We start from the raw sequence: 22,489 nt of genomic DNA, 5'->3' as shown, positions 1-22,489 counted from the left end.
ACATCCCTTGACGTTATACATATTTCATAATAGTTTCCGCAATTTGATCTACCTTTTGAATATCATCTATATAATTCGTGGCAATAGCTGTTTTAGGCATTCCAAAAACTATACATGTTTCTTGCGACTCAGCGATAGCCTTTAGATAGCCTTGTCTTGCTAATTTCTTTAAACCCTCTGTACCATCAGAACCCATACCAGTCATAATAACTGCAATTTTTGCATAGGCTTTCAATTCGCTAACAGACTCAAACATTACATCTACTGATGGCCGATGACCGTTTAGAGGTGCTGCTTCGTCCAACACAATGGCTGTATGACCTCCAGCTGTCTTTACCTTTAAATGCAAACCACCTGGCGCGATATAGGCAACACCATTACGGATAATTTCGCCATGTTCGGCCTCCTTTACTGTAATCGCCGATAACGTATTAAGGCGATTTGCAAGCGAACGGGTAAATCCTGCTGGCATATGCTGAACGACTAAAATCGGTGCTTCTATATCACTTGGTAAACTAGTTAAAACTTTTTGCAACGCTCTTGGACCACCTGTCGATGTTCCAATAACCACTACTTTTTTCATAGGTTTCATCCATTTATCTGAAAAACCTATCTTTTGTACTACTTTCTCTTTTTCTTCGCTTGGTTCCATTTTACTATAAGAAGATTGTGAAGGAATAGTCTTTTTTCCTTCATTAGAGAGATTTATTAATGTTTTTCGCTTTACATTGCTTGCCAAAATTATTTTTTCTATTAATTCCTGCTTTACTTTATATAAATCTAGAGAAATAGAACCAGATGGCTTTGTAATAAAATCAATTGCACCTGCCTGCATTGCCTGAATGGTACTTTCCGCTCCCGCCTTCGTTATACTTGAAAGCATTAGAACTGGTACAGGATGCTCTGCCATCATTCTCTTTAAAGCACTTAGTCCATCTAATACTGGCATCTCAACATCAAGAGTTACCACATCAGGAGCTAATTCCTTGACTTTTTTAATGCCATCCTCGCCATTTCTAGCGGTGCCAATAACGGTTATTCTCGTGTCTTCAGAAAGAAAATCAGTAATTAGCTTCCGCATAAATGCAGAATCGTCAATAACGAGAACCTTTATTTTCTCCACTTTAATCCCCAACTACCTTTCAAACAAAAACCTTTTTAATTTTGACACAAAAGAGTGTCTATTAACTAGATGAGATTCTGTAAACTGTTGTTTACCATATCTATCGGCAATTTCACGCAAAGCTTTAGATGCTTCTGATTTTTCATTAAAAAAGACGAAAGGAATTTGTTTTCTGACAGCCTGTGCAACATTTGTATCATCTGGAATATAGCCTAGGTTAATAAGATCTCGATGTAAAAATTGTTTCACTACTTGACGAAGCTTTTGGAGTGTCTCCACTCCATCTTTTTTCGTTATCGTACGATTAACGACAAGATACAATGGAAGTGTATTGTTCCTCGTATGAATGAATTTCATCGCTGCATAAGCATCTGTTATCGATGTCGGTTCCGGCGTAGTGATGACAATACAATCATCAACAGATAATATGAATTTTAAGGAATCCGTACTGATTCCTGCTCCCATATCAAGGAGGATATAATCATATTGGCTTAACAACATATGAAAATGCTGAAAGAAACTTTCAAGCTTCTCCTCCTCGATATTAACAAAATCACTAAGTCCAGAACCACCTGCAATATAATCTAGTCCCTCGAACCCCTTTGTAATAATATTCTCAAAGCCGATATTATTTCTAAAAAAATCAACGATTGTAAAACGAGATTGGGTTCCCATTAAAATATCAATATTGCCCATTCCTATATCCATGTCAATTAACAATGTACGGTAGCCCCGTTTTTGTAACGTGAGGGCAAAATTAAGAGAAAAATTTGATTTCCCAACCCCACCTTTTCCACTTATAATGGCTAATGTTTTGTGATTGGACTGATTTTTACGATTTGTATTCAATTGCTCGATTTTTTTTCTTAAGATTGAAGCCTGATCTGTCATCCTTAATCTACCTCAATTATTTTATTTACCAGCTCTATTGGCGTTGCTTGGATAATATCGTCAGGAACATTCTGCCCTGTCGTAATATAGGCAACACCCTTTTTGCATGAAACGATTAAATTGATCATTGCTCCATAAGAAGACGTTTCGTCTAATTTTGTAAAAATAAATGAGTCGATTTCAATTGCTGAAAATTGTTGATATATCTCTTCTAAGTCTTTCTGCTTTGCCGTCAACGATAGAACAAGCAATGTTTCCATTTCTCTTTTATAATCGACAACTTGCATCAAATCTTCAACATATTTTTTATTTCGAAAATTTCTTCCTGCTGTATCAATTAAAATAATATCGCAATTTTCTAATTTCCTTGTTGCGTTTTCAAAATCTTCCATCGAATAGCAAACCTCAAGGGGAACATCCAAAATAGTTGCATATGTTTTAAGCTGTTCAATCGCTCCAATCCTGTATGTATCTGTCGTAATAAAGCCTACCGTTTTTTGTTGCTTTAAAATTATATTTGCTGCTATTTTTGCTAAAGTTGTTGTCTTTCCTACACCGGTAGGACCAATTACATTAATATATTTTTTGGATAAAGAGATTTCTCCAAAGGAATAGGAGGAAATTTCCGTTAATAGAAGCTGTTGTGCCCATTTAAAAACATCAGGTTCTTGTACATTTTCCCCTGCTGCATACCATTTAGCCACAAGTTCTTTAACCAATCTGTCTTTAATGGATTTTTCTATTTCATGTTTTGCTAATTGGTGCACTACTTTTTTTATAGGAGTAGGGATGGAGAAGGAGACATTGCTACTTAAGTCTCCAAATGCTTGTACATGTTGATTAATTTCATCAAGTTGCTTTACGATATCCGGATAATCAGCACTCCCTTTCCCATTCACTGACTGATCTATACTAGGTTGATCAAAAGATTTTGTGTTAGGTGGTTGTTCTTTTATTAATATTGGATGCCGCACCTCGTTCTTCTTCATTTGTTTATATTGAGGAACGGGCACATCCGAAACACTTGGATCAATTGCTGCAAGGACTTCTATGTTTCTTTTTTTAAAAAGGCCTAAGAAGCCTCCTGTATAAATCACTTTAGAATGAAGAATAACGGCATCATTTCCTAATTCAGCTCGAATTCTTTTCATAGCTTCCGGCATATCACGTGCTATATATTTTTGTATTTTCATTCGATATTCACAACTCCCACACTTTGAACTTCCACATTTGCTTCTAATTCATTGTACGATAATACTGGAACTTGTGGAAAATAGCGTTCTGTCAATTGTCTTACATACATACGAACAGCTGGTGAGCATAAAAGAATCGGTAGCTGTTCCATGACAGACAGTTGCTCAATTTGTCCTGCGATGCTTTCTAAAATGGACTGAGAAACACTTGGATCAAGTGCCAAAAAGTTTCCATGTTCTGTTTGTTGTATATTATCCACTATTAGTTTTTCCACTTTTCCTGATAAAGTTACAACTTTTAGGGAATCATTTTGATTTGAATATTGATTGGTTATTTGACGAGCTAATGATTGTCTTACATACTCAACAAGTAAATCTGTATCAGATGTCATCTTCCCAAAGTCTGCTAATGTTTCAAAAATCACTGGCAAATTGCGGATAGAAACATTTTCTTTTAACAATTTTGCGAGAACCTTTTGGATTTCTCCTATAGATAACGGACTAGGTGTCACTTCTTCAATTAAGATTGGGTAGCTTTCCTTCACATGATCCACTAATTGTTTTGTCTCTTGTCTGCCTAATAATTCATAAGCATTTGCCTTAATAACCTCCGTAATATGGGTCGATACGACAGATGGCGGATCTACTACTGTATATCCAAATATTTCTGCTTGTTCCTTTGTGCTTTCTGTAATCCATTTAGCTGGTAGCCCAAAGGATGGCTCAATAGTATCAATACCTTCTATAGCATCATCATCCATCCCTGGACTCATTGCTAAATAATGATCCAACAATAGCTCTCCGCGCGCTCTCTCATTCCCTTTTATTTTTAACCGATATTCATTTGGCTGTAATTGAATATTATCTCTTATACGGACAACAGGTATTACCAGTCCTAATTCTATTGCTAGTTGTCTCCTAATCATAACAACTCGATCTAACAGGTCTCCACCTTGATTAGCATCTGCAAGCGGAATCAGTCCATATCCAAACTCAAATTCAATTGGATCCACATTTAATAAACTAACGACACTTTCTGGACTCTTCAACTCATCTGTCTGTATTTCTTCCTCCATCTCTTGCATCTGCTCCAAATCAGGCTTTGGCTTTATCGACAAGTAATAGGCACCAAAGATAAGAAGTCCTGCAATAGGAATGGTTAAAAAGTCATCTATCGGTGTAAATAATCCTAAGAGAAAAATGGTTCCGCCAGCAACATACAGCATTTTCGGATAAGCCATTAGCTGTGATGTAATATCAGAACCTAGGTTACCTTCAGAAGCAGCTCTTGTTACCACAATACCTGTTGCAGTAGAAATTAATAATGCAGGTATTTGGCTGACAATTCCGTCCCCTACTGAAAGTAAAGAAAAGTGCTGGGCAGCATCTGCGGTTGCCATTCCAAGCTGGGTCATTCCAATTACAATTCCAAAAATCAGGTTGATAAAAACAATAATAATACCAGCAATGGCATCCCCTTTAACGAATTTACTGGCACCATCCATAGAACCGTAAAAATCTGCTTCTCTACTTACTTTTTCTCGACGCTGTCTTGCTTCTTGCTCGGAAATAATTCCAGCATTTAAATCAGCATCAATACTCATTTGCTTCCCTGGCATAGCATCTAATGTAAAACGAGCTGCGACTTCTGATACACGCTCTGAACCTTTCGTAATAACTACAAATTGAATGATAACCAGAATTAAAAAGACCACTAACCCAACAACAATATTTCCGCCAATAACAAAGGTTCCAAAGGTATGTACTACCCCACCTGCATCCCCTGTAGATAAAATGGATCTAGTAGTGGATACATTAAGCCCTAGTCGAAAAAGGGTTGTTAATAGCAAAAGCGAAGGGAAAATAGAGAATTCGAGAGCTTCACTCATATTCATAGTTAATAATAGGATGAGTAGCGCCAATGTAATATTAAGTAAGATAAGAACACTTAATAACCACGTTGGAAATGGAATAATTAACATTGCAATAATGAGAATTACTCCTATCACTACGATTAAGTCTTTCCTTGCCATTTCTTCCGCTCCTTAAAAACGCACATTTGATTCCTTATTATTTACAATAATTCATTTACTAATAATTCTCGCATTATTTATCTCTCGTCTGGTAGACAATAGCAAGAATTTCCGCAACTGCTTTATAAAATTCTTCAGGCACTAAATCTCCTATCTCTACTTGATTATACATAGCTCGTGCTAATGGACGATTTTCTACCATCACAACATTATTTTCTTTTGCCACTAGCTTTATTTTTTGTGCAATAAAATCTACTCCCTTGGCAACAACATAGGGTGCATCATACTTTTCCTCATCATATTTTAAACAAATTGCATAATGAGTGGGATTAGTAATGACTACATCTGCAGAAGGCACATCCTGCATCATTCGGTGCATCGCCATTTCTCTTTGCTTTTGTTTTATTTTTGACTTTAATAATGGGTCCCCCTCCATGTTTTTATATTCATCTTTAATGTCTTGCTTTGACATCCGAATATTTTTTTCATAGTCATATCGTTGATACATATAGTCCATTAGCGATATGACTAACAGTGCAACGGACGCATAAAGTCCCATTTGCACGGTCAATTTAGCAATTGTCACTGCAATAGAACCGATTGATTTATGGGAAAGAATAAGGATTTCATCCATTTTTCCCCATAGAACAGAAAAAACAACGATGCCGATTACCGTAATTTTAAGCAAAGACTTTAAGAGCTCAACAATAGAGCGAAGGGAAAACATTCTCTTAAATCCTGACAGAGGATTTATTTTTTCTAATTTCAATTTAATTGCTTCGGGCGAGAACAAAACACCAACTTGCATATAATTAGCTACGATGCCCCCAACAAGGGCTGCAATTAAAATAGGGCTTAATAGAAGTGCAGCTTCCTTCACAATATCTAAAAACAAGGCCTGCATAGAATTTACAGAAGTGTTAATGTTCGTAAAATCACTAAAAGTAAAAGTGAGAATGGACATTAATCCATCTAAAAGATATCCACCTGTGAAGCTTAATACACCAAATACAACTAAAAGAACAAGTGCTGTATTAACGTCCTGACTTTTTGCAACTTGTCCTTTTTTTCTAGTATCTTGTCTTTTCTTAGGAGTAGCTTTTTCTGTTTTTTCTCCTGCAAAGTACTGTAGATTCACTCGTAGGAGTTTCATTTATCCACCACCTCCTAATATGTTCATTATTCCCCTCATTGTTGTTAAAATGGACGAGAATAAATGAGAGACGGAAGACATGAGTACCCCTATAACAATAAAGAGAATGACTAAGCCTGCAATTAGTTTAATGGGAACCCCAACAACAAAGATATTTAATTGTGGAACGGTTCTTGCGACAATTCCTAATCCCACATCAACAAGAAAGATGCTCCCGACAATAGGAATGGACATTTGAAAGGCAATTACAAACATTAAACTGAATGTTTTAAGGAGAAATTCTGCCAAATTCCCATCACCAAAATGAATCCAAGCCTGGTCTAGCGGTATATATTGATAGCTATAAAAAATTCCATCTAATAACAAATGGTGACCATTAGATGCTAACAAAAAGAACATAGCAATAATGGTTAAATATTGACCAGTAAGTGGACTTTGCGTACCTGTTTGGGGATCTATGACATTTGCAATAGCAAATCCCATTTGAAAATCTATAAAACCACCTGCGATTTGAATGGCAGCAAACAACATATAGGCAACAAATCCAATTAGTATCCCTACCATGGCTTCTTTCATAATAAGAAAGTAGTAGGTTGAATCAATTGCTAGTGTTGGCACATCCATTCCCCAAAACATAATTAAAGATAAAAAAAAGCCTAAACCTACTTTAAAAGATGTAGGAATCGTCCGATAAGAAAATATAGGCAACATTAAAAAGAACGAAGTAACCCGAACGACGATAAGTAAAAATGCTGGAAAATTTGATAAAAGTTCATCCATCATCTTTCTAACCAATAAACCTTGTTAGATTCGAAAATATATCTTTCGTATAGGAAAGCATGTGACTTAACATCCATGATCCAAAGAAAACAAGCCCAACAAGAACAGCTACGATTTTTGGTACAAAGGCCAAAGTCTGTTCTTGAATTTGTGTTGTAGCTTGAAAAATACTGATTATTAGTCCAACTGCTAAAGCAATAATTAACAATGGACCACTGACAATTAAAACGGTAAGTATACCTTTCTCAGCAATGGAAATAACCATTTCCTGTGACATTTTTTCACCTTCTTAAAAACTTTCTAACAGTGATTTTACAACTAGATACCAACCATCTACCATAATGAAAAGTAGAATTTTAAACGGCAAGGAAATCATAACAGGTGGTAACATCATCATCCCCATAGACATCAGAATACTTGCAACAACCATATCAATGACTAAAAATGGGATAAAAATCATAAATCCTATTTGAAAGGCTGTTTTTAATTCACTAATTGCAAAAGCAGGAACCATTGTAGTTAAAGGAATATCTTCAATTGATTCAGGAGCTTCTGCATTCGAATAGTTTAAAAACAGCGCTAAGTCTTTCTGACGCGTGTGCTTACTCATAAATTCTTTAAAGGGTAATGCTGCGTTATCATATGCTTCCTCTAATGTAATTTCTTCATTAAATAAAGGGGTCAGTGCTTTATCGTTTACTTCCTGAAAAGTTGGAGCCATAATAAAAAATGTTAAAAACAAAGCTAACCCAACAATTACTTGATTAGGAGGCATTTGCTGTGTTGCAAGCGCCGTTCTGACAAAGGAAAGAACAATCACTATTCTCGTAAAACTAGTTAGTAAAATGATGATACTAGGTGCTAAAGAAAGGACGGTTAATAATAATAACAATTGAACAGAAGTTGAAACATTTCCTGGATCATTGTTACTAAACAACTGCATAAACTCATTCATTTTTTTCAGACGTTCCTTTCTTTTTCTTCTCCAGTACATCCATCTTTTCCTTACGTTCTCTCGATATTCGCTCTAGTTCTTTTGACAAACGCATAGTAAAAGACTCTTTTGGCTTCGATGTAGAATGACCGGAAGCTACTATCTTCTTCACCTTTGTCACAATATCGCTTGGTTGTACTAGCTGATCTAATTTCCGATTATATTCTTCTAAAATTTCTTTATACTCTTGTTCATCATCAATCTCTTTAATTAATTGAATACTATCTCCAACACCTACTATTAGTAATCGATTCCCTACTTTTATTAATTGAATGGATCGATTGGAACCTAAGCCAGTACCACCAATATTTTCAATAATTTGCGCGTTCTTATAACCATGATTTCTTTTATTGATAAATCGCAGAATAAAATACATTAAAAAAATGACAAATATGGTTGCAAAGATCATCTTAATAAAATCCCAAATGGTAACACCAATGGAACCTGATTCCTCTCTATCTGATTCATCTAGCAGTAATTCAGACTGATCCGATGTTTGATCTTCAGCATTCGTACTTTCTTCTGTTGTATCTTTATTTGCATCTTCTTGCTTTTTGTTCTCTTCTGATTTTTCATTATGTAAAATATCATATACACTTTTATCAATTTGTTCTGCATAGGCTTTCGTTCCAAAGCCTAGCAGAACAATGATGAGTAGTGAACAACGAATTAATAAATATACTTTATTCACATTCGGCACCCTCTATTTTCATTTTTAGCCTAATGTTTTACTGATTGCTTCTAATACACGATCTGCTTGAAATGGCTTAACAATAAAATCCTTCGCACCCGCCTGTATTGCATCAATAACCATCGCTTGTTGTCCCATTGCTGAACACATAATAACTTTCGCATTTGGGTTTAGCTTTTTAATTTCTTTTAAAGCTGTAATCCCATCCATTTCTGGCATGGTAATGTCCATTGTTACTAAATCTGGTTGTGTTTCCTTAAATTTTTCAATTGCTTGCATACCATCTGCAGCTTCTCCAACAATTTCATATCCATTCTTTGATAGAATATCCTTGATCATCATTCGCATAAATGCTGCGTCATCAACAATTAGTATTTTTTGTGCCATTTTCCTCAATACCCCCAAAATTATTTTAAATTCTTTAATCGATCCTTTTGACTAACAATATCGGTTACACGAACACCGAAATTCTCATCAATTACCACTACTTCCCCTTGTGCTACCAAACGATTATTTACAAGAATATCCACTGGTTCTCCGGCTAACTTGTCTAACTCAATAATGGAACCTGAGGACAGCTCTAATATTTCTCTAACGGATCTTTTTGTTCTTCCAAGCTCAACCGTTACTTGTAAAGGTATATCTAACAACATATCTAGATTTTTTGTTTCTGTCGTCATTTGTGGTTGCATTTCAAAGCTAGAAAACCCTGCAGGCTGCACATTGGGTGGCGGACCTTGTGTATTAGAACCTGAGCCAAAATATTGTTGCTGATGATTCACGTTGTTCTGATTAGCATTTGTATTGGCATAATTGACCTGATTATTATTATTAGGCATTTCGTTAGATACTTGCTGATTATTACTTTGTACACGTGACTCTTGCATCGGTTCTTTTGGCTCATATACTGAATTATAATCGACTTTGGGAATATTTGAAACGCCTTCTTCTTTAATATCTGGATTTAATAATCCTTCTACTAAATCTTTCGCAAAAGAAAGCTGTAATAATTGCATGATTTTAGAATCTATTAAATTTCCTATCCTGATGCGGAAGGAAATTTTCGCAAAAATATCTTCATCCGGAATCGTATCCGTTCCTTCTCCATGATTTATATCTAAAATATCAATACTAGGAGGCGATATATCGACTTTTTTGCTAAAAATGGTGGACATGGATGTAGCTGCAGAACCCATCATTTGGTTCATTGCTTCTTGAACAGCACTTAACTGGATTTCATCTAACATATCCTTACTAGCATTAAGCCCATCTCCACCAAGCATTAAGTCAGCAATAACAGCAGCATCCGCTTGTTCAATAACAAGTAAATTCATACCAGTAAATCCTTCTGTATAATTGACTCTAATCCCCACATAGGGCTGCGGAAATTCGTCTGATAACATATTTTTTGAGATTACACTAACACTTGGTGTTGTAATATCGACTTTTTGGTTTAATAATGTAGATAAAGCTGTTGCCGAGCTACCGAAGGATATATTTCCAATTTCCCCCAACGTATCTTTTTCTATATCAGATAAGTACTTTTCTACATCCATCTCTGAACTTTCGTTTGTTACAGTATCTCCCCTTAAGAGAGCATCAATTTCATCTTGTGATAGCATATCCTTACTCACCATCTTCCTTCCCCTCCTCTAAAGTTCCTAAAATCTGAACGGCCATTTTTTTATTTACTTTTCCTGGTTGTCCAATAAATTTAGGGATATCTCCAACTTTAATAATTAAGGGTTGTTGTATCGTTTGATTCATTTCAATTACATCACCAATATCCAACATTAAAAAATCTTGGATAGAAATATCAGATGTACCTAATTCAGCTACTAATGGCACAATCGACTGCTGAATATTCTCTTCAAGACGAGATGTAAATTCAGGCAATCTTTCCTTTTTCTCTGCCTGCATCCAATAATGTCCGGATAGCTTTGGCATGATAGGCTCAAGCACCACATGGGGAATACATATATTAATCATTCCACTCGTTTCACCAATCGTAGTACTTAACGAAATAACTACTACTGTTTCATTTGGAGAAACCATTTGTAAAAACTGTGGATTTACTTCAAACTCTGCAAGGCTAGGTTCAATTTCTATAAGATCTTCCATTGCCTCCCTAAAGTGATCAAAGGCACTTTCAAAAGTATTTGACATTATTTTTGTTTCAATTTCTGTCAAATTTTCGACTTTATTGATACTGCTGCCTCTCCCACCCATCATTCGATCCATCATAGCATAGGCTATATTAGGATTCACTTCCATCAGGATTCTTCCCTCTAGTGGTGGAACATCGAACACATTTAAAATGGTCATTTTAGGAATCGAGCGAATGAACTCTTCATATGGAATTTGATCTGCTGATGTAACTGTAATTTGCACATATGTTCTTAATTGTGCAGAGAAAAAGGTAGTTAATAATCTAGCATAATTTTCATGGATCCTTGTTAAACTTCGAATCTGATCCTTCGAGAATCTTAATGCTCTTTTAAAATCATAGACCTTAACCTTTTTTTCCTGCTGCTCTTTCTTCAATTCATCTGCATCCATCTCACCAGAGGATAGTGCAGAAAGAAGGGCATCTATTTCATTTTGGGATAAAATATCAGCTGACAAAATTACTCACCTCCATCTTTTTCTCTTTTATTTTATTGGAGTAGAGAGTTTACAATATAAACTTGGACTACCTTGCCTTCTTGCATCAGTTCGTTAATCTTATCCTTGAGATCGTTCTCTAATTGAATTTGTCCTTTTTTTCCTTTTAAGTCTTCTGTAGTTTTCTCAGATAGCTCTTGAATAATAATATTTTTCACTTGGAAGTCCCGTTTTTCTAGTTCTTCCTTCGCCTTCTTACTATCTGTCTGAATCGTAAAGGATATTCTAATGAAATTATCGGATGCTAAGTTCGTCGTAATTTCTTCCATTTCAACAGAGGATTCCAAGATTTCTTCAATCGAAGGTTCTTTGTCCTTCTCATCGCCAGTGAATTTCCAAATATAAATGAATGCTCCAGCTCCGGCTAGTGTTATGACTAGTAATAAAACAAGCATTGTAATAATAACTTTATTATTCTTCATCGTCCTTCTCTCCCACATGTGGTAATCCGAAGAGGTTCACCTTTTGAAAAAAATGATTCATTTTCTCTAAAACTTCCTCTTCCCTTTCTTTAACAACAAATTTATTTCCATTTGTTAAAGTAATAGTTGTATCAGGAAAGGATTCGACTGTTTCAATAAATAAAGCATTTAATAAAAACTTTTTCCCGTTTAGTCGAGTTAAATGTATCATTTTTTATATGCGAGGCTAACCTAACGGAAAGCCTCTTCCCCTCCAATTAAAATTATCGTTTTAAGTTAACTAGTTCTTGAAGAATTTCATCAGAAGTTGTAATAATTTTAGTGTTTGCTTGAAATCCTCTTTGAGAAACAATCATATCTGTGAATTCTTCTGATAGGTCAACGTTCGACATTTCAAGGAATCCACTGTTAATGGAACCTGTTCCAGCAACACCAGATGTTACAAGTCCACCAGTAGCTAAATCACCTGAGTTATTAGAAGCTTGATATAAATTTGCTCCAGATTTCGTTAAACCTTCTGGGTTTGCTACTTTCGCCATGACAATTTGTCCAGCTTCTTGAGTCTCACCATTTTCATCAACATAACTGATTTTTCCATCTGCAGATATACTATAACTTTGTGCAGTTTCAGGAATTTTTGTTCCCGATGTAGTATTTTCCCCAGCTCTCTCTACTGTTGTATCTGTATTACCATCTTCATCTGTAGTAACTGTAACATCGGTAATTCCATTTTCTACTTGTAACACCATACCATTTGTCGCCACAATATTACGATCTCCATCCAAGTAGAAATTACCAGCTCTTGTATAGTAATCTGTAGTAGAGCCTGGTGATCTTAATACAAAATAACCATCTCCTGAAATAGCTAAGTCTAATATTCTACCCGTTGTCTGCATGCTACCTTGAGTATGCAATGTATCGACAGAAGCAATTTGTGCACCTAGCCCAACCTGTTTTGCATTAATCCCCCCTGTTGTTGCTGACGGTGCAGTTGCAGATGCTGTTGTTTGACTTATTAAATCACTAAACGTCACACGACCTTTTTTAAATCCATACGTATTTACGTTTGCGATATTATTACCAGTAACATCTAATTTTGTTTGAAAGTTTTTCATTCCACTGATTCCTGAATATAATGAACGTAACATGTATAATTATCTCCCTTCGAATGAACTGCCTCTATCACTCAGCAGCTTTTGGCCTCCATTTTTGGTCCAGCCTTTTTTTAATTCATAATGATTGTTCCATTTATATTAGTGAAAATTTGATCTGTCGCTTCGTCACGATCCATTGCTGTAATTACCGTATTGTTTTTTGCGCTTACGATTAATGCGGCATTATTTAAAAGTACGAGTGATTCTTTTATTCCCATTTTCTTTGCTTGGGTAACTTTTTCTTCTATCGCCTTCCATTTGGCATCATCTATTTCAATCCCCCGTTGCTGAAGTCTCTCGTTTGCATGTTTACTAATATTCAGCGTATTTAAGGATGAAATGGACTGATGGAAATGAGTCGAAAACGATGTGAGATTTTGTGCTTTATGCACAGTTGACTTGGATTTAATCGCCTCAATACCATTTTTAATAGCAGCTTGTGATTTTATGGAGGGATAAATAGGCTTATCCATCTAATCACTTCCTATTCAATTTTTGTAATTTGTCCTGAGGTAATTTGGCTCCCCGCCTCATCATCTAATGTTAGTAGTATTTGTCCATTTTTTAAAGATACAGACTGAACTTTGCTACTCACTTCTTCCTTATTTTCATTGGAATAAGAAACCGTTTTTCCAATTAACTGGCTTGCTAGTACTAGATTGTTTTCTGAAGAGCTTGAACTCATGCTCGATATATTTGCTGGAGTAACTTGTGTTCCATCTTCTAGTGTAAATACGACGCTATCTTCTGTATAAGCAATGGAGCTTACTTTTCCTACTCCAGAAGTTGTCGTACTGTTCCCTTCGTCATCGGTTTCTACCTTGCTCCAATTCACATCTTGCCCCATAAATTGTCCATAAGAAATTAAATTGGACTGTGTTTGCAGGGAAATTAAGTTTGTCATAGATGTATTCAAATTTTGCATTTGTTCTAAGCTTGAGAATTGAGCCATCTGTGCGATAAACTCTTTATCATCCATCGGACTAGTTGGGTCTTGGTTTTGCAATTGAGTAATCAAAATTTTCAAGAAATCATCTTTTCCTAAAGACGAACTGCCAGTAGAATTATTTGATTTCTGATAGTCTGATAAATAAAGAGAAGAATCATTAATTGTATTTGCCATCTTTTACTTGCTCCTCTATATTTCCATATTTAATAGTTCATCAAAAAAAGAAGATTTTCGATTTTTCTCCTCTTCATCAGCATCTTTCTTCTCTCTTTGTGATTGAGATTGTTGCTGTTCTTGTTGCTGCTGTTGCTCTTTTTGCAGTTTCTCCTGTGGTGGAGTAGAGACAACGATGTCCAGTTTATCCACTTGCAAATTTTGTGCAGTAAATCCATGCTTTAAGCTAGTAAGCTGTTTATCTAAAGCTTCTTTTGCCTCAGCATTTGTGGTAATAATTCTAGCTATCATATTGCCCTCATTTTGCGTAATTTCGATTCGAATTGATCCTAAATGATCTGGCGCAAGACGAATGGAGAGCTTTTGCATATCGCCGACTTTTGTAAACGTACTATTTGCTAATAGTTTAGTAAACTGTTCCTCGACATCTTTTGGCTGTGCCATTTTCCCTGTGTCTGTTAACAATACAAACGGATGTTGTTTTATATAGGAATTTTGCATAGATGGAAGCACATTCGTGTTTGCATCTTCCTGACTTACTTCAACTGCTTCCTTCATTCCTACATATGGTAAGATTATGTCTCCTGTTTTTCGTAAGGAGCTTACCATTATCGGATTCATGACTTTTTGAACAACTGTTGCACTCTTTCCTTCTGGTTGTTTATCTAGCTTGGATAGAATAGAAGAAATAATCGATTTAAGCTCCGTTGTTGCTTCTGTAAGGCGATTATCTCCTTGAAAAAGATTCGATTGGGTTGATTGCAAAGTATCGATCTTTTGCTTCGTTGTATTTGCTTCTTTTCCAACCGCATTTCTAGTTTCTAACAATACACGATTTTGTATTGCTAACAGCTTTGAATCCATAGTCGAAAATCTTTTTACGTTTTCCCCATTTTCCTTACTAGCCATTAATTCTGCTTCGTTAAAGGATGTTGCTGTTTCTTCTGAATTGGAATCAAGCAAACTATTTTTTATAGATTGGCTGTTTTCTTTTTGATTTTCTAATCCATTATTTGGATTAATTGCGATCCACAAAGGATTATCTTTCGTCCTATCTATCACTGTATTAGGAGTTGGAGCTTTCGAAATCATTTCACCAGTGCTCTCAGCTGCTATCGTTGTTTCCTTAACTAGAGATTCTACTGCATTATTTACTTTGGATACGCTATTTTGATTATTTTGATCAGTTGGTAGGATTAATCCCTCTTGATATCCTTCTGCATAATCTTGTTTTCCATTCATTTGAACTAGATGATTTCCTTCATGCGCATGATTTGTATCTGTATTCTTCACTCGAGGGTTAATATTCGCTTGATCAACCATTTGTTTATTCATACGACCACTTGGCTGTTCAGTAGGGCTAAAATTCCTAATATCTTCATTTTTCCCAATTGAATTCTCAGAAACATTTGTCTCAGACTTATGTTCAAGTTTCTTCACAGATGATTGTAATATTTCTGATGTTGGAGCTTCTATCTCCACTTCAAGCTTCTCAGGATTTGAAAACATAAAACTACTTGGATCAGCTTCACTCAAAATAGCATCCGTATCTTCTTGTTTCACTTCTATTGCTTGCTCTTTATCTGCTTTTTGCACGGTGATTTTTGTGGAAGACAGCTTATTATATCCAACGATAAAATTATTTTCATTGGTAAATGAATATCCTGCTTTAAGATTAGTATCCTTTTCCACATTTTTTTTCGTTGATTCATTTGATTCGATGAATTTGGTTATAGAAACGATTAACCCCTGTAAATCTTGTACCGTTTCCGAAATTTTTTCATTAACCGAAATATCAGGCAGATTATTCGCTGTATGCTCAAGCTGTTTTAAATCCGAAAGTAAAACCGGTAATTCTGTTTGATTAAACATATCTGGGGCAATCTTCGTATTCGTTTCGTTCTTTAAAACCTGAGTGATTTTGCTTTCTAGATTAGCAAATGTATTTGTTAAAATGGAATCCAGATTCGATACATCTAAATCAAGCGTTTCTTCCCTATCCGAAAAAGAATGATAAGTGGTAACTAAATGTTTCAGATTTAATGAAAGCTGATCATCTTCTGTCGAAAAGCTTACTGCTTCTGCCTCCAATTTATCTTCCCTATTTGACATAAGGCTTACATCCGCTGAACTAGATAGTATGTCTAATAGCTGATTTATGCCCTCTTTTGCTTGTCCGTCCTTTTGACTGGACTCATTTTGTGGAGGTCTTGTTTTTAGGGCATTTAACATTAACATAAACTGTCCATCTATTTTTTCGCTTGGTATTCCTTGACTACCACTTGCTAATTCCATTTTTCTCAATGAATTAATCATTCCTAGCTGCAATTTTTCACCCCCTTTCAAGTCGAAAACCTTTTACTTAAGGATTTACCGTTGTATTAGCGGCTAAAAGCTCCGTATATTTTGAAGCAATGGATGGTTCCATTTTCTCTAATATCGACGCAAGTTTTGCTGGTTTAAGCTCTGCCAAAATTTTCAATGCTTCGCTTTCACTCATTTCTGACAAGATGGCCGCAGCATTTTTAGGCGACATTGTATCATATGTCTTCACAATTTCAGCAACTGCCTTTTTTGTTTCTTCTTGAGCAGACTGAAGAGAAGTTAGCTCACTCTGTAATTTTTCTTTTTCCGAATTGACAGATTGAATTCTATTTTCACTGTTTTCTAACTGGGACTCTAACGATTTTATTTGCTCTTCCCGTTCTTCCAGCTTTGTTTGTAAGGAGACAATCGTATTTTTATTATTTTCTAGCAATTTATCCGTCGACTTTTTTTCTTCATTTAGAAAAGGAATCGTATTTAGTAACTCTTTTCCCTTTTCTGCAATATCTGCTCCCGAATACATGAGCAATAACACAAGGACAATGACTGCAAACAGGCTTGGAATGATAGCAACCATAAGAAAACGCTGGAAAAAATTAAATGGCTTCTTTTTTTCTTCCCATGAGTTTTCCATTTAACCACCCACCTTTTCATGTTGCATATATTGTTGAAGCGAAATATCGTCCATTTGTTTTGCCTCTTCTGCTTTTTCTAACGCTAAATAATTGGAATGATCTTTTTCTTTTATCTTCACAAATTTTTTGACTTCGATATTTTTTTCTAGCATTTTTTCTTGAAAATAAACCATCGAATTTCGTGCATTTTGCACCATTTTTTGTGCATGTTCGATAGTTTTTGTTAAATTGCCCACAAATTGCTGGTGATGTCTAATTTCTTGAACAGATAAACCTGTCGCCATTTTGTCAGCTTGATATGCTTCTAGCTCTTCTTTTCTTTTTAATAGCTCATACAGTTTTTCAGCAGCCTCTTCAAATCTAGTTACTGATTGATTATAAGCCGAGCTAGCTTCTTCTTTTTCTCTTTCTCGAATAGTTAAGATTTTTTCAAATTTAAATTGATAACTCATCTTTTATCCCTCAGTTCCAATTAAAGTTAATAAGGAATGGAGGCTTTCCTCAATTGAAACCTTCTCATCTGTAGCCTGCTTTATATAAGATAGAATACTTGGATACAATCGAATTGCCGTATCGATTTCTTTAGAAGAACCTTTCTTATAAGCACCTATATTGATTAAATCTTCGGAATTCATATAGGTACTAAGAAGCTCCCGCAATCGCTCTGCAGCTTTCACATGTTCTTTGGGCACTATATGATTCATTACCCGACTAACACTCTTCAGGACATTGACGGCTGGATATTGTCCTTTATTCGCAAGCGCCCGATCTAAGACATAATGCCCATCCAAGATTCCACGCACCGTATCTGCGATTGGTTCATTCATATCATCCCCATCAACTAATACGGTATAAAAGGCTGTTATACTACCATATTCATTTGTCCCTGTTCGTTCTAAAAGCTTAGGCAGTATCGCAAATACAGAAGGGGTATACCCTTTCGTAGTTGGTGGTTCTCCAATAGCTAGACCGACTTCCCGTTGTGCCATTGCTACCCGTGTAACAGAATCCATCATCAGCATGACGTTTAACCCCTTATCTCGAAAATACTCTGCAATGGCTGTAGCTGTATAAGCACCCTTTATTCTCATTAGTGCTGGCTGATCAGATGTCGCAACGACAACAATCGACCTTTTTAAACCTTCTGGTCCTAAATCACGTTCAATAAATTCACGTACTTCTCTTCCACGTTCTCCAATTAAAGCAATAACATTCAAATCTGCTTTTGTATTTCGTGCAATCATTCCCAATAACGTACTTTTTCCGACACCACTACCTGCAAAAATCCCAAGTCTTTGGCCAGTTCCGACCGTTAGTAGCCCATCAATTAATCGAACACCCACTTCCATCGATTGAGATATAGGTGGTCTTGTCATTGGGTTAGGGGGCTCCTGATCAATTGGAACAGACTTTAACCCTTTTGGCAGCAACGAACCATCTAAAGGCACTCCTAATGCATCAACAGCCATTCCGATTAATCCTGGTCCAACCTTTATTTCTAATGGCTCAGAAGAAGCTTCAACTAGGCACCCTGGTGAAATATCATTAACTGTTGTGTATGGCATCAAAATAATATTTTCATCATTAAATCCGACCACTTCTGCTTTAATGATCCGTTTATGCTTTGTGCCAATATGAATATTGCAAACATCCCCAATCGAGCTTTCTGGACCTTGTGACTCTATCATTAATCCGACTACTTTTTTCACACGACCATATTGCTTATAAGAGTCAATGGACGAAATGGTGCTTAATAAAGCCTGTGCTTTCATCCTTCCTCACTCTCCAATATTTCAAGTAGTGTTTCTTTAATCATGAGTAATTGTGTATCTACACTAGCATCCAAACGACCAGTTGCTGTTTCAATGATACAGCCATTTTCCTCCATTGATTCATCCGGAAAAATAAATAGACTAGGCTTTATCGGAAATAATTGGAGCAGCTCCTCTTTTTCTGCTACTACCATTTCGTAATGGATAGGGTTAACATGTAATTGTATTTCTCTTTGTTTTCTTACTTCTTTTAAGGCATGCTGGACAAGAGGAATGAAATGTTGCTCGTCTTCCTTTATCTTGTTGTTCATTATTTTCCCTGCCACTTCAATAGCTAGCTCTAAAATAGTGCTTTCAGCAGATTGTAGATACTTTTCATAATCTGTCTTGGATGCTATTACAGTATCCTTCGCTTGTTGGATATAACTATATGCTTCCTTGTATCCAGCGTTTTTACCTGTCTCAAATCCTGCCTGATAGCCGTCTTGCTTCGCGTTTTCTATTAATTGTGCTTTTTCTAATTCCCAATTTTGCCTTTCTTCTGAAAGCTGAAGACTTATTTGTTCAGCTTCAGCTAAGGCGAGTCTCTTTATTTCTTCTGCTTCTTTCTGTGCAGTAGCTATTATGTTGTTATATTCCGTTTGTGTTACTTCCCTTGATTGTTCAAAGTCAGAATCGAAGGTATCTATATACTTAATTGAAATTAGTTTCTCTTTCTTAGCATCAGGATTGGAATATCTTGACTTAATTAACCTAGACAATGATATCATCTCCTCCGCCGCGGGCAACTACAATTTCTCCAGCATCCTCAAGTCGTCTAATAACTGCAACAATTCTTGATTGTGCTTCTTCTACATCCTTTAAGCGAACTGGCCCCATAAATTCCATTTCTTCTTTAAAGGATTCAGCCATTCTTGTCGACATATTGCTATAGACAATCTCTTTCACTTCATCTCCAGAAACTTTAAGAGCAAGCATAAGATCTTCATTTTCACAATCACGAATAATTCTTTGGATTGCTCTGTTATCCAATGTAACAATATCCTCAAAGACAAACATTCTCTTCTTAATTTCTTCTGCTAATTCTGGATCTTGAATTTCAAGCGCGTCTAAAATCGTCCGTTCTGTTGCTCTGTCTACTCCATTTAGCACTTCAACGACAGCTTCAATGCCACCCGTTTGTGTATAGTCTTGTGTAACAGTGCTAGATAGCTTTCTTTCTAAAACTTGTTCCACTTCATTAATTATTTCTGGTGAAGTACTATCCATTACCGCAATTCTTCTGGCAATATCTGCTTGTACTTCCTGTGGCAGTTCAGATAGAATTTGCCCTGCTTGCGTTGGATCCAAATACGATAAGATAAGAGCAATTGTCTGTGGATGTTCATTTTGAATAAAATTTAATATTTGGCTCGGATCGGCTTTTCTCGCAAAATCAAAAGGTCTTACTTGGAGAGAAGAAGTTAATCTGTTTAAGATGATAGACGCTTGTTCTTCTCCAAGAGCCTTCTCCAACACCGTTTTTGCATATCCAATACCGCCTTGAGAAATATAATCTTGAGCAAGTGCAATATTATGAAATTCTTCTAACACCGTTTCTTTAGAAGTATTCTCCACTTTTCTAACTCCTGATATCTCAAGTGATAATCGTTCAATTTCATCCTCACTTAAATGTTTATAAACCGAAGCTGCAACATCAGGACCTAATGATATAAGGAGAATGGCTGCCTTTTGCTTGCCGGATAATTCATTTGATTCTTTTCTTGCCATTTAACAACACTCCTTAATCTTCTGTTATCCATGTACGTAGTAATTTTGCAAATTCCTCTGGTTTTTCTTTTGCCATTTTTTCAAGCTGCTTTCTTCTGATTGACCCCTCATTTTCTTGTTCTTCATTGATATCCTTAACAGGAGTAACTGGTTGAATAATTTCTTCCACATCTTCTTGTTTCTTTTTCTTTCTTGCATTCATAAATAAGAAGATTAATAGAATAATAATCGCAAGCAATGCTCCTCCAACAGCATAAATCCACCAAGGAATCGATGTTTGTACTACTTCTGTTGCTTGTATTTTTCCATTGAACGGCTGAACGGACACAGCAATCTTGCTTTGGATATCTTCATCTGTAAGTTCTCCACCAGTTGACGTTTTATCAATAGATGTACGAACAATCGTCCCTAAAATATTGGAAATATCATCAATGCTTTCCTGTGGTAAGGAAGTAGTATCATTAGCATCAGGTGGTTCTACCATGACTTGTATACCTAAATCACGAATTTTATATGGACTTTCAACAATTTGTTTTTTTATACGATTTACTTCACTATTTACGGTTTGTTCAACTTTTTCATAGTCCCCATTACCGGATCCTGTTTCTGAATTATAAGTTGTTGTATCTGTCTCGTCTTCTGCCTGGACAACTCCGCCATTAGCAGCATTTTCACCTGTATATGTTTCCGTAATATTTTGAGCGCTTATTTCAATCCCTGCCATATTTTCTTCATCAACAGGCGTTACTAGGTTTTCTTCTCTGTTTTCTTGGGTAAAGTCAATATCAGCAGTAACAGATACAACGACCTTATCTTGCCCCATTAACGTCCCTAGCATGGTTTGTACTTGTCTTTGAATATCACGTTCAATTTGTTTTTTCACATTATTTTGCGCGGTAAAAGTATCTGTGGCAGAATTATTCGAAGAATTTAAGTCAAAATACTCAAAGGTTTGGTTAGTAATGACGATATTATCTGTAGGAAGGTTTGGTACACTTTTGGACACGAGTGTATATAACCCTTTTATTTGATTTTCTGAGAAGTTATAGCCTGGTTTTGTATTTAACACGATAGAGGCTGTAGCTTCTCCTCCTTGATCAGAAACGAATACACTTTCTTCTGGTAAAGTGATAACAACATTCGCGTCATTAATCCCATCCACACCTTTTATTAGGTTTGCGATTTCTGTCTGGAGGGCATCTAATTTTAATACATTAAATTCATTATCTGTCATTCCAAAGCTTGCGTTTTCGCTAAAAAAGGAGTAGTCTATGCTACCTGACTGCGGTATTCCTTCTGCTGCAAGTTCAACTTTCAATGTATCTACTACTTCTTCTGGAACACTAATAACCGTACCCCCATTAGAAATTTCAGAAGTTATACCTCTACTATCAAGACTCTCTTTGATTGCTCCTGTTTCTGAAGGTGTTAAATTACTGTAAAGTGGCACTAGTGTTACTCTCGTAAAAAAATAAACTGAAAATATAACAACTAGAAGAAGCAAAAGTCCACTACTTGTTATCACAGTCTTTTGCTTTTTCGAACGACTTTGCCAATACTCTTTTAAAGGATTAAATATTTTATTTAGATTCTCTTTCATTCTCTTCCCCCGGCTACCGTAATTTTGTTTAGGTAATAACCGCCCATCTTTTTATGTCATCAGTTTTCTCATGAGTGTTTCTTTTTCAACGAAGCCCATTAATCGCATGGACACTTGCTTTTTACGGAGAGGAAGGGAGTTACCTCTTATCCTCCAACTTCGTTTA

The 22,489-nt window shown here is 35.9% G+C and carries 24 protein-coding genes; all 24 read right to left on the bottom strand.

Annotation, left to right across the window (positions count from 1 at the left end):
- Positions 1 to 13: 13 nt before the first annotated feature.
- The 24 genes from ADJ83_RS06535 to fliF all read right to left on the bottom strand — a co-directional run bounded on the left by ADJ83_RS06535 (position 14) and on the right by fliF (position 22,323).
- Positions 14 to 1,123 carry a protein-glutamate methylesterase/protein-glutamine glutaminase gene (locus ADJ83_RS06535; protein WP_031534523.1) on the bottom strand — a complete coding sequence of 370 codons (1,110 nt, stop codon included), beginning with the start codon at positions 1,121 to 1,123 and terminating at the stop codon, positions 14 to 16.
- A 12-nt stretch (positions 1,124 to 1,135) separates the two neighbouring features.
- Positions 1,136 to 2,014 carry a MinD/ParA family protein gene (locus tag ADJ83_RS06530; RefSeq protein WP_031534522.1) on the bottom strand — a complete coding sequence of 293 codons (879 nt, stop codon included), beginning with the start codon at positions 2,012 to 2,014 and terminating at the stop codon, positions 1,136 to 1,138.
- 2 nt (positions 2,015 to 2,016) lie between these two features.
- A complete protein-coding gene (gene flhF / locus ADJ83_RS06525; protein ID WP_031534520.1) occupies positions 2,017 to 3,207 on the bottom strand; it encodes a flagellar biosynthesis protein FlhF in 1,191 nt (396 codons plus the stop codon).
- The gene (flhA, locus tag ADJ83_RS06520) at positions 3,204 to 5,240 is read right to left on the bottom strand and encodes a flagellar biosynthesis protein FlhA (protein WP_031534518.1); all 2,037 of its coding nucleotides are present in this window, start codon (positions 5,238 to 5,240) and stop codon (positions 3,204 to 3,206) included. Before flhA ends, flhF begins: the two co-directional genes overlap by 4 nt.
- Before the next feature lie 73 nt (positions 5,241 to 5,313).
- Positions 5,314 to 6,393 carry a flagellar biosynthesis protein FlhB gene (gene flhB / locus ADJ83_RS06515; RefSeq protein WP_031534514.1) on the bottom strand — a complete coding sequence of 360 codons (1,080 nt, stop codon included), beginning with the start codon at positions 6,391 to 6,393 and terminating at the stop codon, positions 5,314 to 5,316.
- Positions 6,394 to 7,173, bottom strand: coding sequence for a flagellar biosynthetic protein FliR (fliR, locus tag ADJ83_RS06510; protein WP_031534512.1), 780 nt, complete (start codon positions 7,171 to 7,173; stop codon positions 6,394 to 6,396).
- A gap of 7 nt (positions 7,174 to 7,180) precedes the next feature.
- Positions 7,181 to 7,450 carry a flagellar biosynthesis protein FliQ gene (gene fliQ / locus ADJ83_RS06505; protein ID WP_031534510.1) on the bottom strand — a complete coding sequence of 90 codons (270 nt, stop codon included), beginning with the start codon at positions 7,448 to 7,450 and terminating at the stop codon, positions 7,181 to 7,183.
- Positions 7,451 to 7,462: 12 nt separating this feature from the next.
- Complete coding sequence (gene fliP / locus ADJ83_RS06500; protein WP_031534508.1) at positions 7,463 to 8,128, bottom strand: flagellar type III secretion system pore protein FliP; 666 nt, start codon at positions 8,126 to 8,128, stop codon at positions 7,463 to 7,465.
- Positions 8,121 to 8,858, bottom strand: a complete 738-nt coding sequence (locus ADJ83_RS06495; protein WP_031534506.1) for a flagellar biosynthetic protein FliO — start codon at positions 8,856 to 8,858, stop codon at positions 8,121 to 8,123. The genes fliP and ADJ83_RS06495 overlap by 8 nt, the downstream gene beginning before the upstream one ends.
- 24 nt (positions 8,859 to 8,882) lie before the next feature.
- Entirely contained in the window at positions 8,883 to 9,245 is a 363-nt protein-coding gene (locus tag ADJ83_RS06490; protein WP_031534505.1) for a response regulator, read from the bottom strand.
- A gap of 20 nt (positions 9,246 to 9,265) precedes the next feature.
- Complete coding sequence (gene fliY, locus ADJ83_RS06485; protein WP_031534503.1) at positions 9,266 to 10,495, bottom strand: flagellar motor switch phosphatase FliY; 1,230 nt, start codon at positions 10,493 to 10,495, stop codon at positions 9,266 to 9,268.
- Entirely contained in the window at positions 10,485 to 11,483 is a 999-nt protein-coding gene (gene fliM / locus ADJ83_RS06480) for a flagellar motor switch protein FliM (protein ID WP_031534501.1), read from the bottom strand. The genes fliY and fliM overlap by 11 nt, the downstream gene beginning before the upstream one ends.
- A gap of 32 nt (positions 11,484 to 11,515) precedes the next feature.
- Positions 11,516 to 11,944, bottom strand: a complete 429-nt coding sequence (fliL, locus tag ADJ83_RS06475) for a flagellar basal body-associated protein FliL (RefSeq protein ID WP_031534500.1) — start codon at positions 11,942 to 11,944, stop codon at positions 11,516 to 11,518.
- Entirely contained in the window at positions 11,934 to 12,155 is a 222-nt protein-coding gene (locus tag ADJ83_RS06470; protein ID WP_031534498.1) for a flagellar FlbD family protein, read from the bottom strand. Before ADJ83_RS06470 ends, fliL begins: the two co-directional genes overlap by 11 nt.
- 52 nt (positions 12,156 to 12,207) lie before the next feature.
- Complete coding sequence (flgG, locus tag ADJ83_RS06465; RefSeq protein ID WP_031534496.1) at positions 12,208 to 13,092, bottom strand: flagellar basal body rod protein FlgG; 885 nt, start codon at positions 13,090 to 13,092, stop codon at positions 12,208 to 12,210.
- Between the two features lie 77 nt (positions 13,093 to 13,169).
- Positions 13,170 to 13,571: a TIGR02530 family flagellar biosynthesis protein gene (locus ADJ83_RS06460; protein WP_031534494.1), complete on the bottom strand. Its 402-nt coding sequence runs from the start codon at positions 13,569 to 13,571 to the stop codon at positions 13,170 to 13,172.
- Positions 13,572 to 13,582: 11 nt separating this feature from the next.
- On the bottom strand, positions 13,583 to 14,221 hold the full coding sequence (gene flgD / locus ADJ83_RS06455; protein WP_031534492.1) for a flagellar hook assembly protein FlgD: 639 nt from the start codon (positions 14,219 to 14,221) through the stop codon (positions 13,583 to 13,585).
- A gap of 15 nt (positions 14,222 to 14,236) precedes the next feature.
- Positions 14,237 to 16,549 carry a flagellar hook-length control protein FliK gene (locus ADJ83_RS06450; protein WP_031534490.1) on the bottom strand — a complete coding sequence of 771 codons (2,313 nt, stop codon included), beginning with the start codon at positions 16,547 to 16,549 and terminating at the stop codon, positions 14,237 to 14,239.
- Between the two features lie 34 nt (positions 16,550 to 16,583).
- Positions 16,584 to 17,180, bottom strand: coding sequence for a MotE family protein (locus tag ADJ83_RS06445; RefSeq protein ID WP_031534488.1), 597 nt, complete (start codon positions 17,178 to 17,180; stop codon positions 16,584 to 16,586).
- Entirely contained in the window at positions 17,181 to 17,633 is a 453-nt protein-coding gene (gene fliJ, locus ADJ83_RS06440) for a flagellar export protein FliJ (protein WP_031534486.1), read from the bottom strand.
- Positions 17,634 to 17,636: 3 nt separating this feature from the next.
- The gene (gene fliI / locus ADJ83_RS06435) at positions 17,637 to 18,953 is read right to left on the bottom strand and encodes a flagellar protein export ATPase FliI (RefSeq protein ID WP_031534485.1); all 1,317 of its coding nucleotides are present in this window, start codon (positions 18,951 to 18,953) and stop codon (positions 17,637 to 17,639) included.
- Positions 18,950 to 19,714, bottom strand: a complete 765-nt coding sequence (gene fliH / locus ADJ83_RS06430) for a flagellar assembly protein FliH (protein ID WP_031534484.1) — start codon at positions 19,712 to 19,714, stop codon at positions 18,950 to 18,952. Before fliH ends, fliI begins: the two co-directional genes overlap by 4 nt.
- Complete coding sequence (gene fliG, locus ADJ83_RS06425) at positions 19,707 to 20,723, bottom strand: flagellar motor switch protein FliG (RefSeq protein ID WP_031534483.1); 1,017 nt, start codon at positions 20,721 to 20,723, stop codon at positions 19,707 to 19,709. Before fliG ends, fliH begins: the two co-directional genes overlap by 8 nt.
- A 13-nt stretch (positions 20,724 to 20,736) precedes the next feature.
- Entirely contained in the window at positions 20,737 to 22,323 is a 1,587-nt protein-coding gene (gene fliF / locus ADJ83_RS06420) for a flagellar basal-body MS-ring/collar protein FliF (protein WP_031534481.1), read from the bottom strand.
- Between the last annotated feature and the right edge of the window lie 166 nt (positions 22,324 to 22,489).

The sequence above is a fragment of the Bacillus sp. 522_BSPC genome (genome assembly GCF_001076885.1).
GTDB classification, from domain to species: Bacteria; Bacillota; Bacilli; order Bacillales; family Cytobacillaceae; genus Niallia; species Niallia hominis.
Note: the sequence above shows the minus strand (reverse complement) of the source record. Positions and strands in the feature narration are given on the sequence as shown.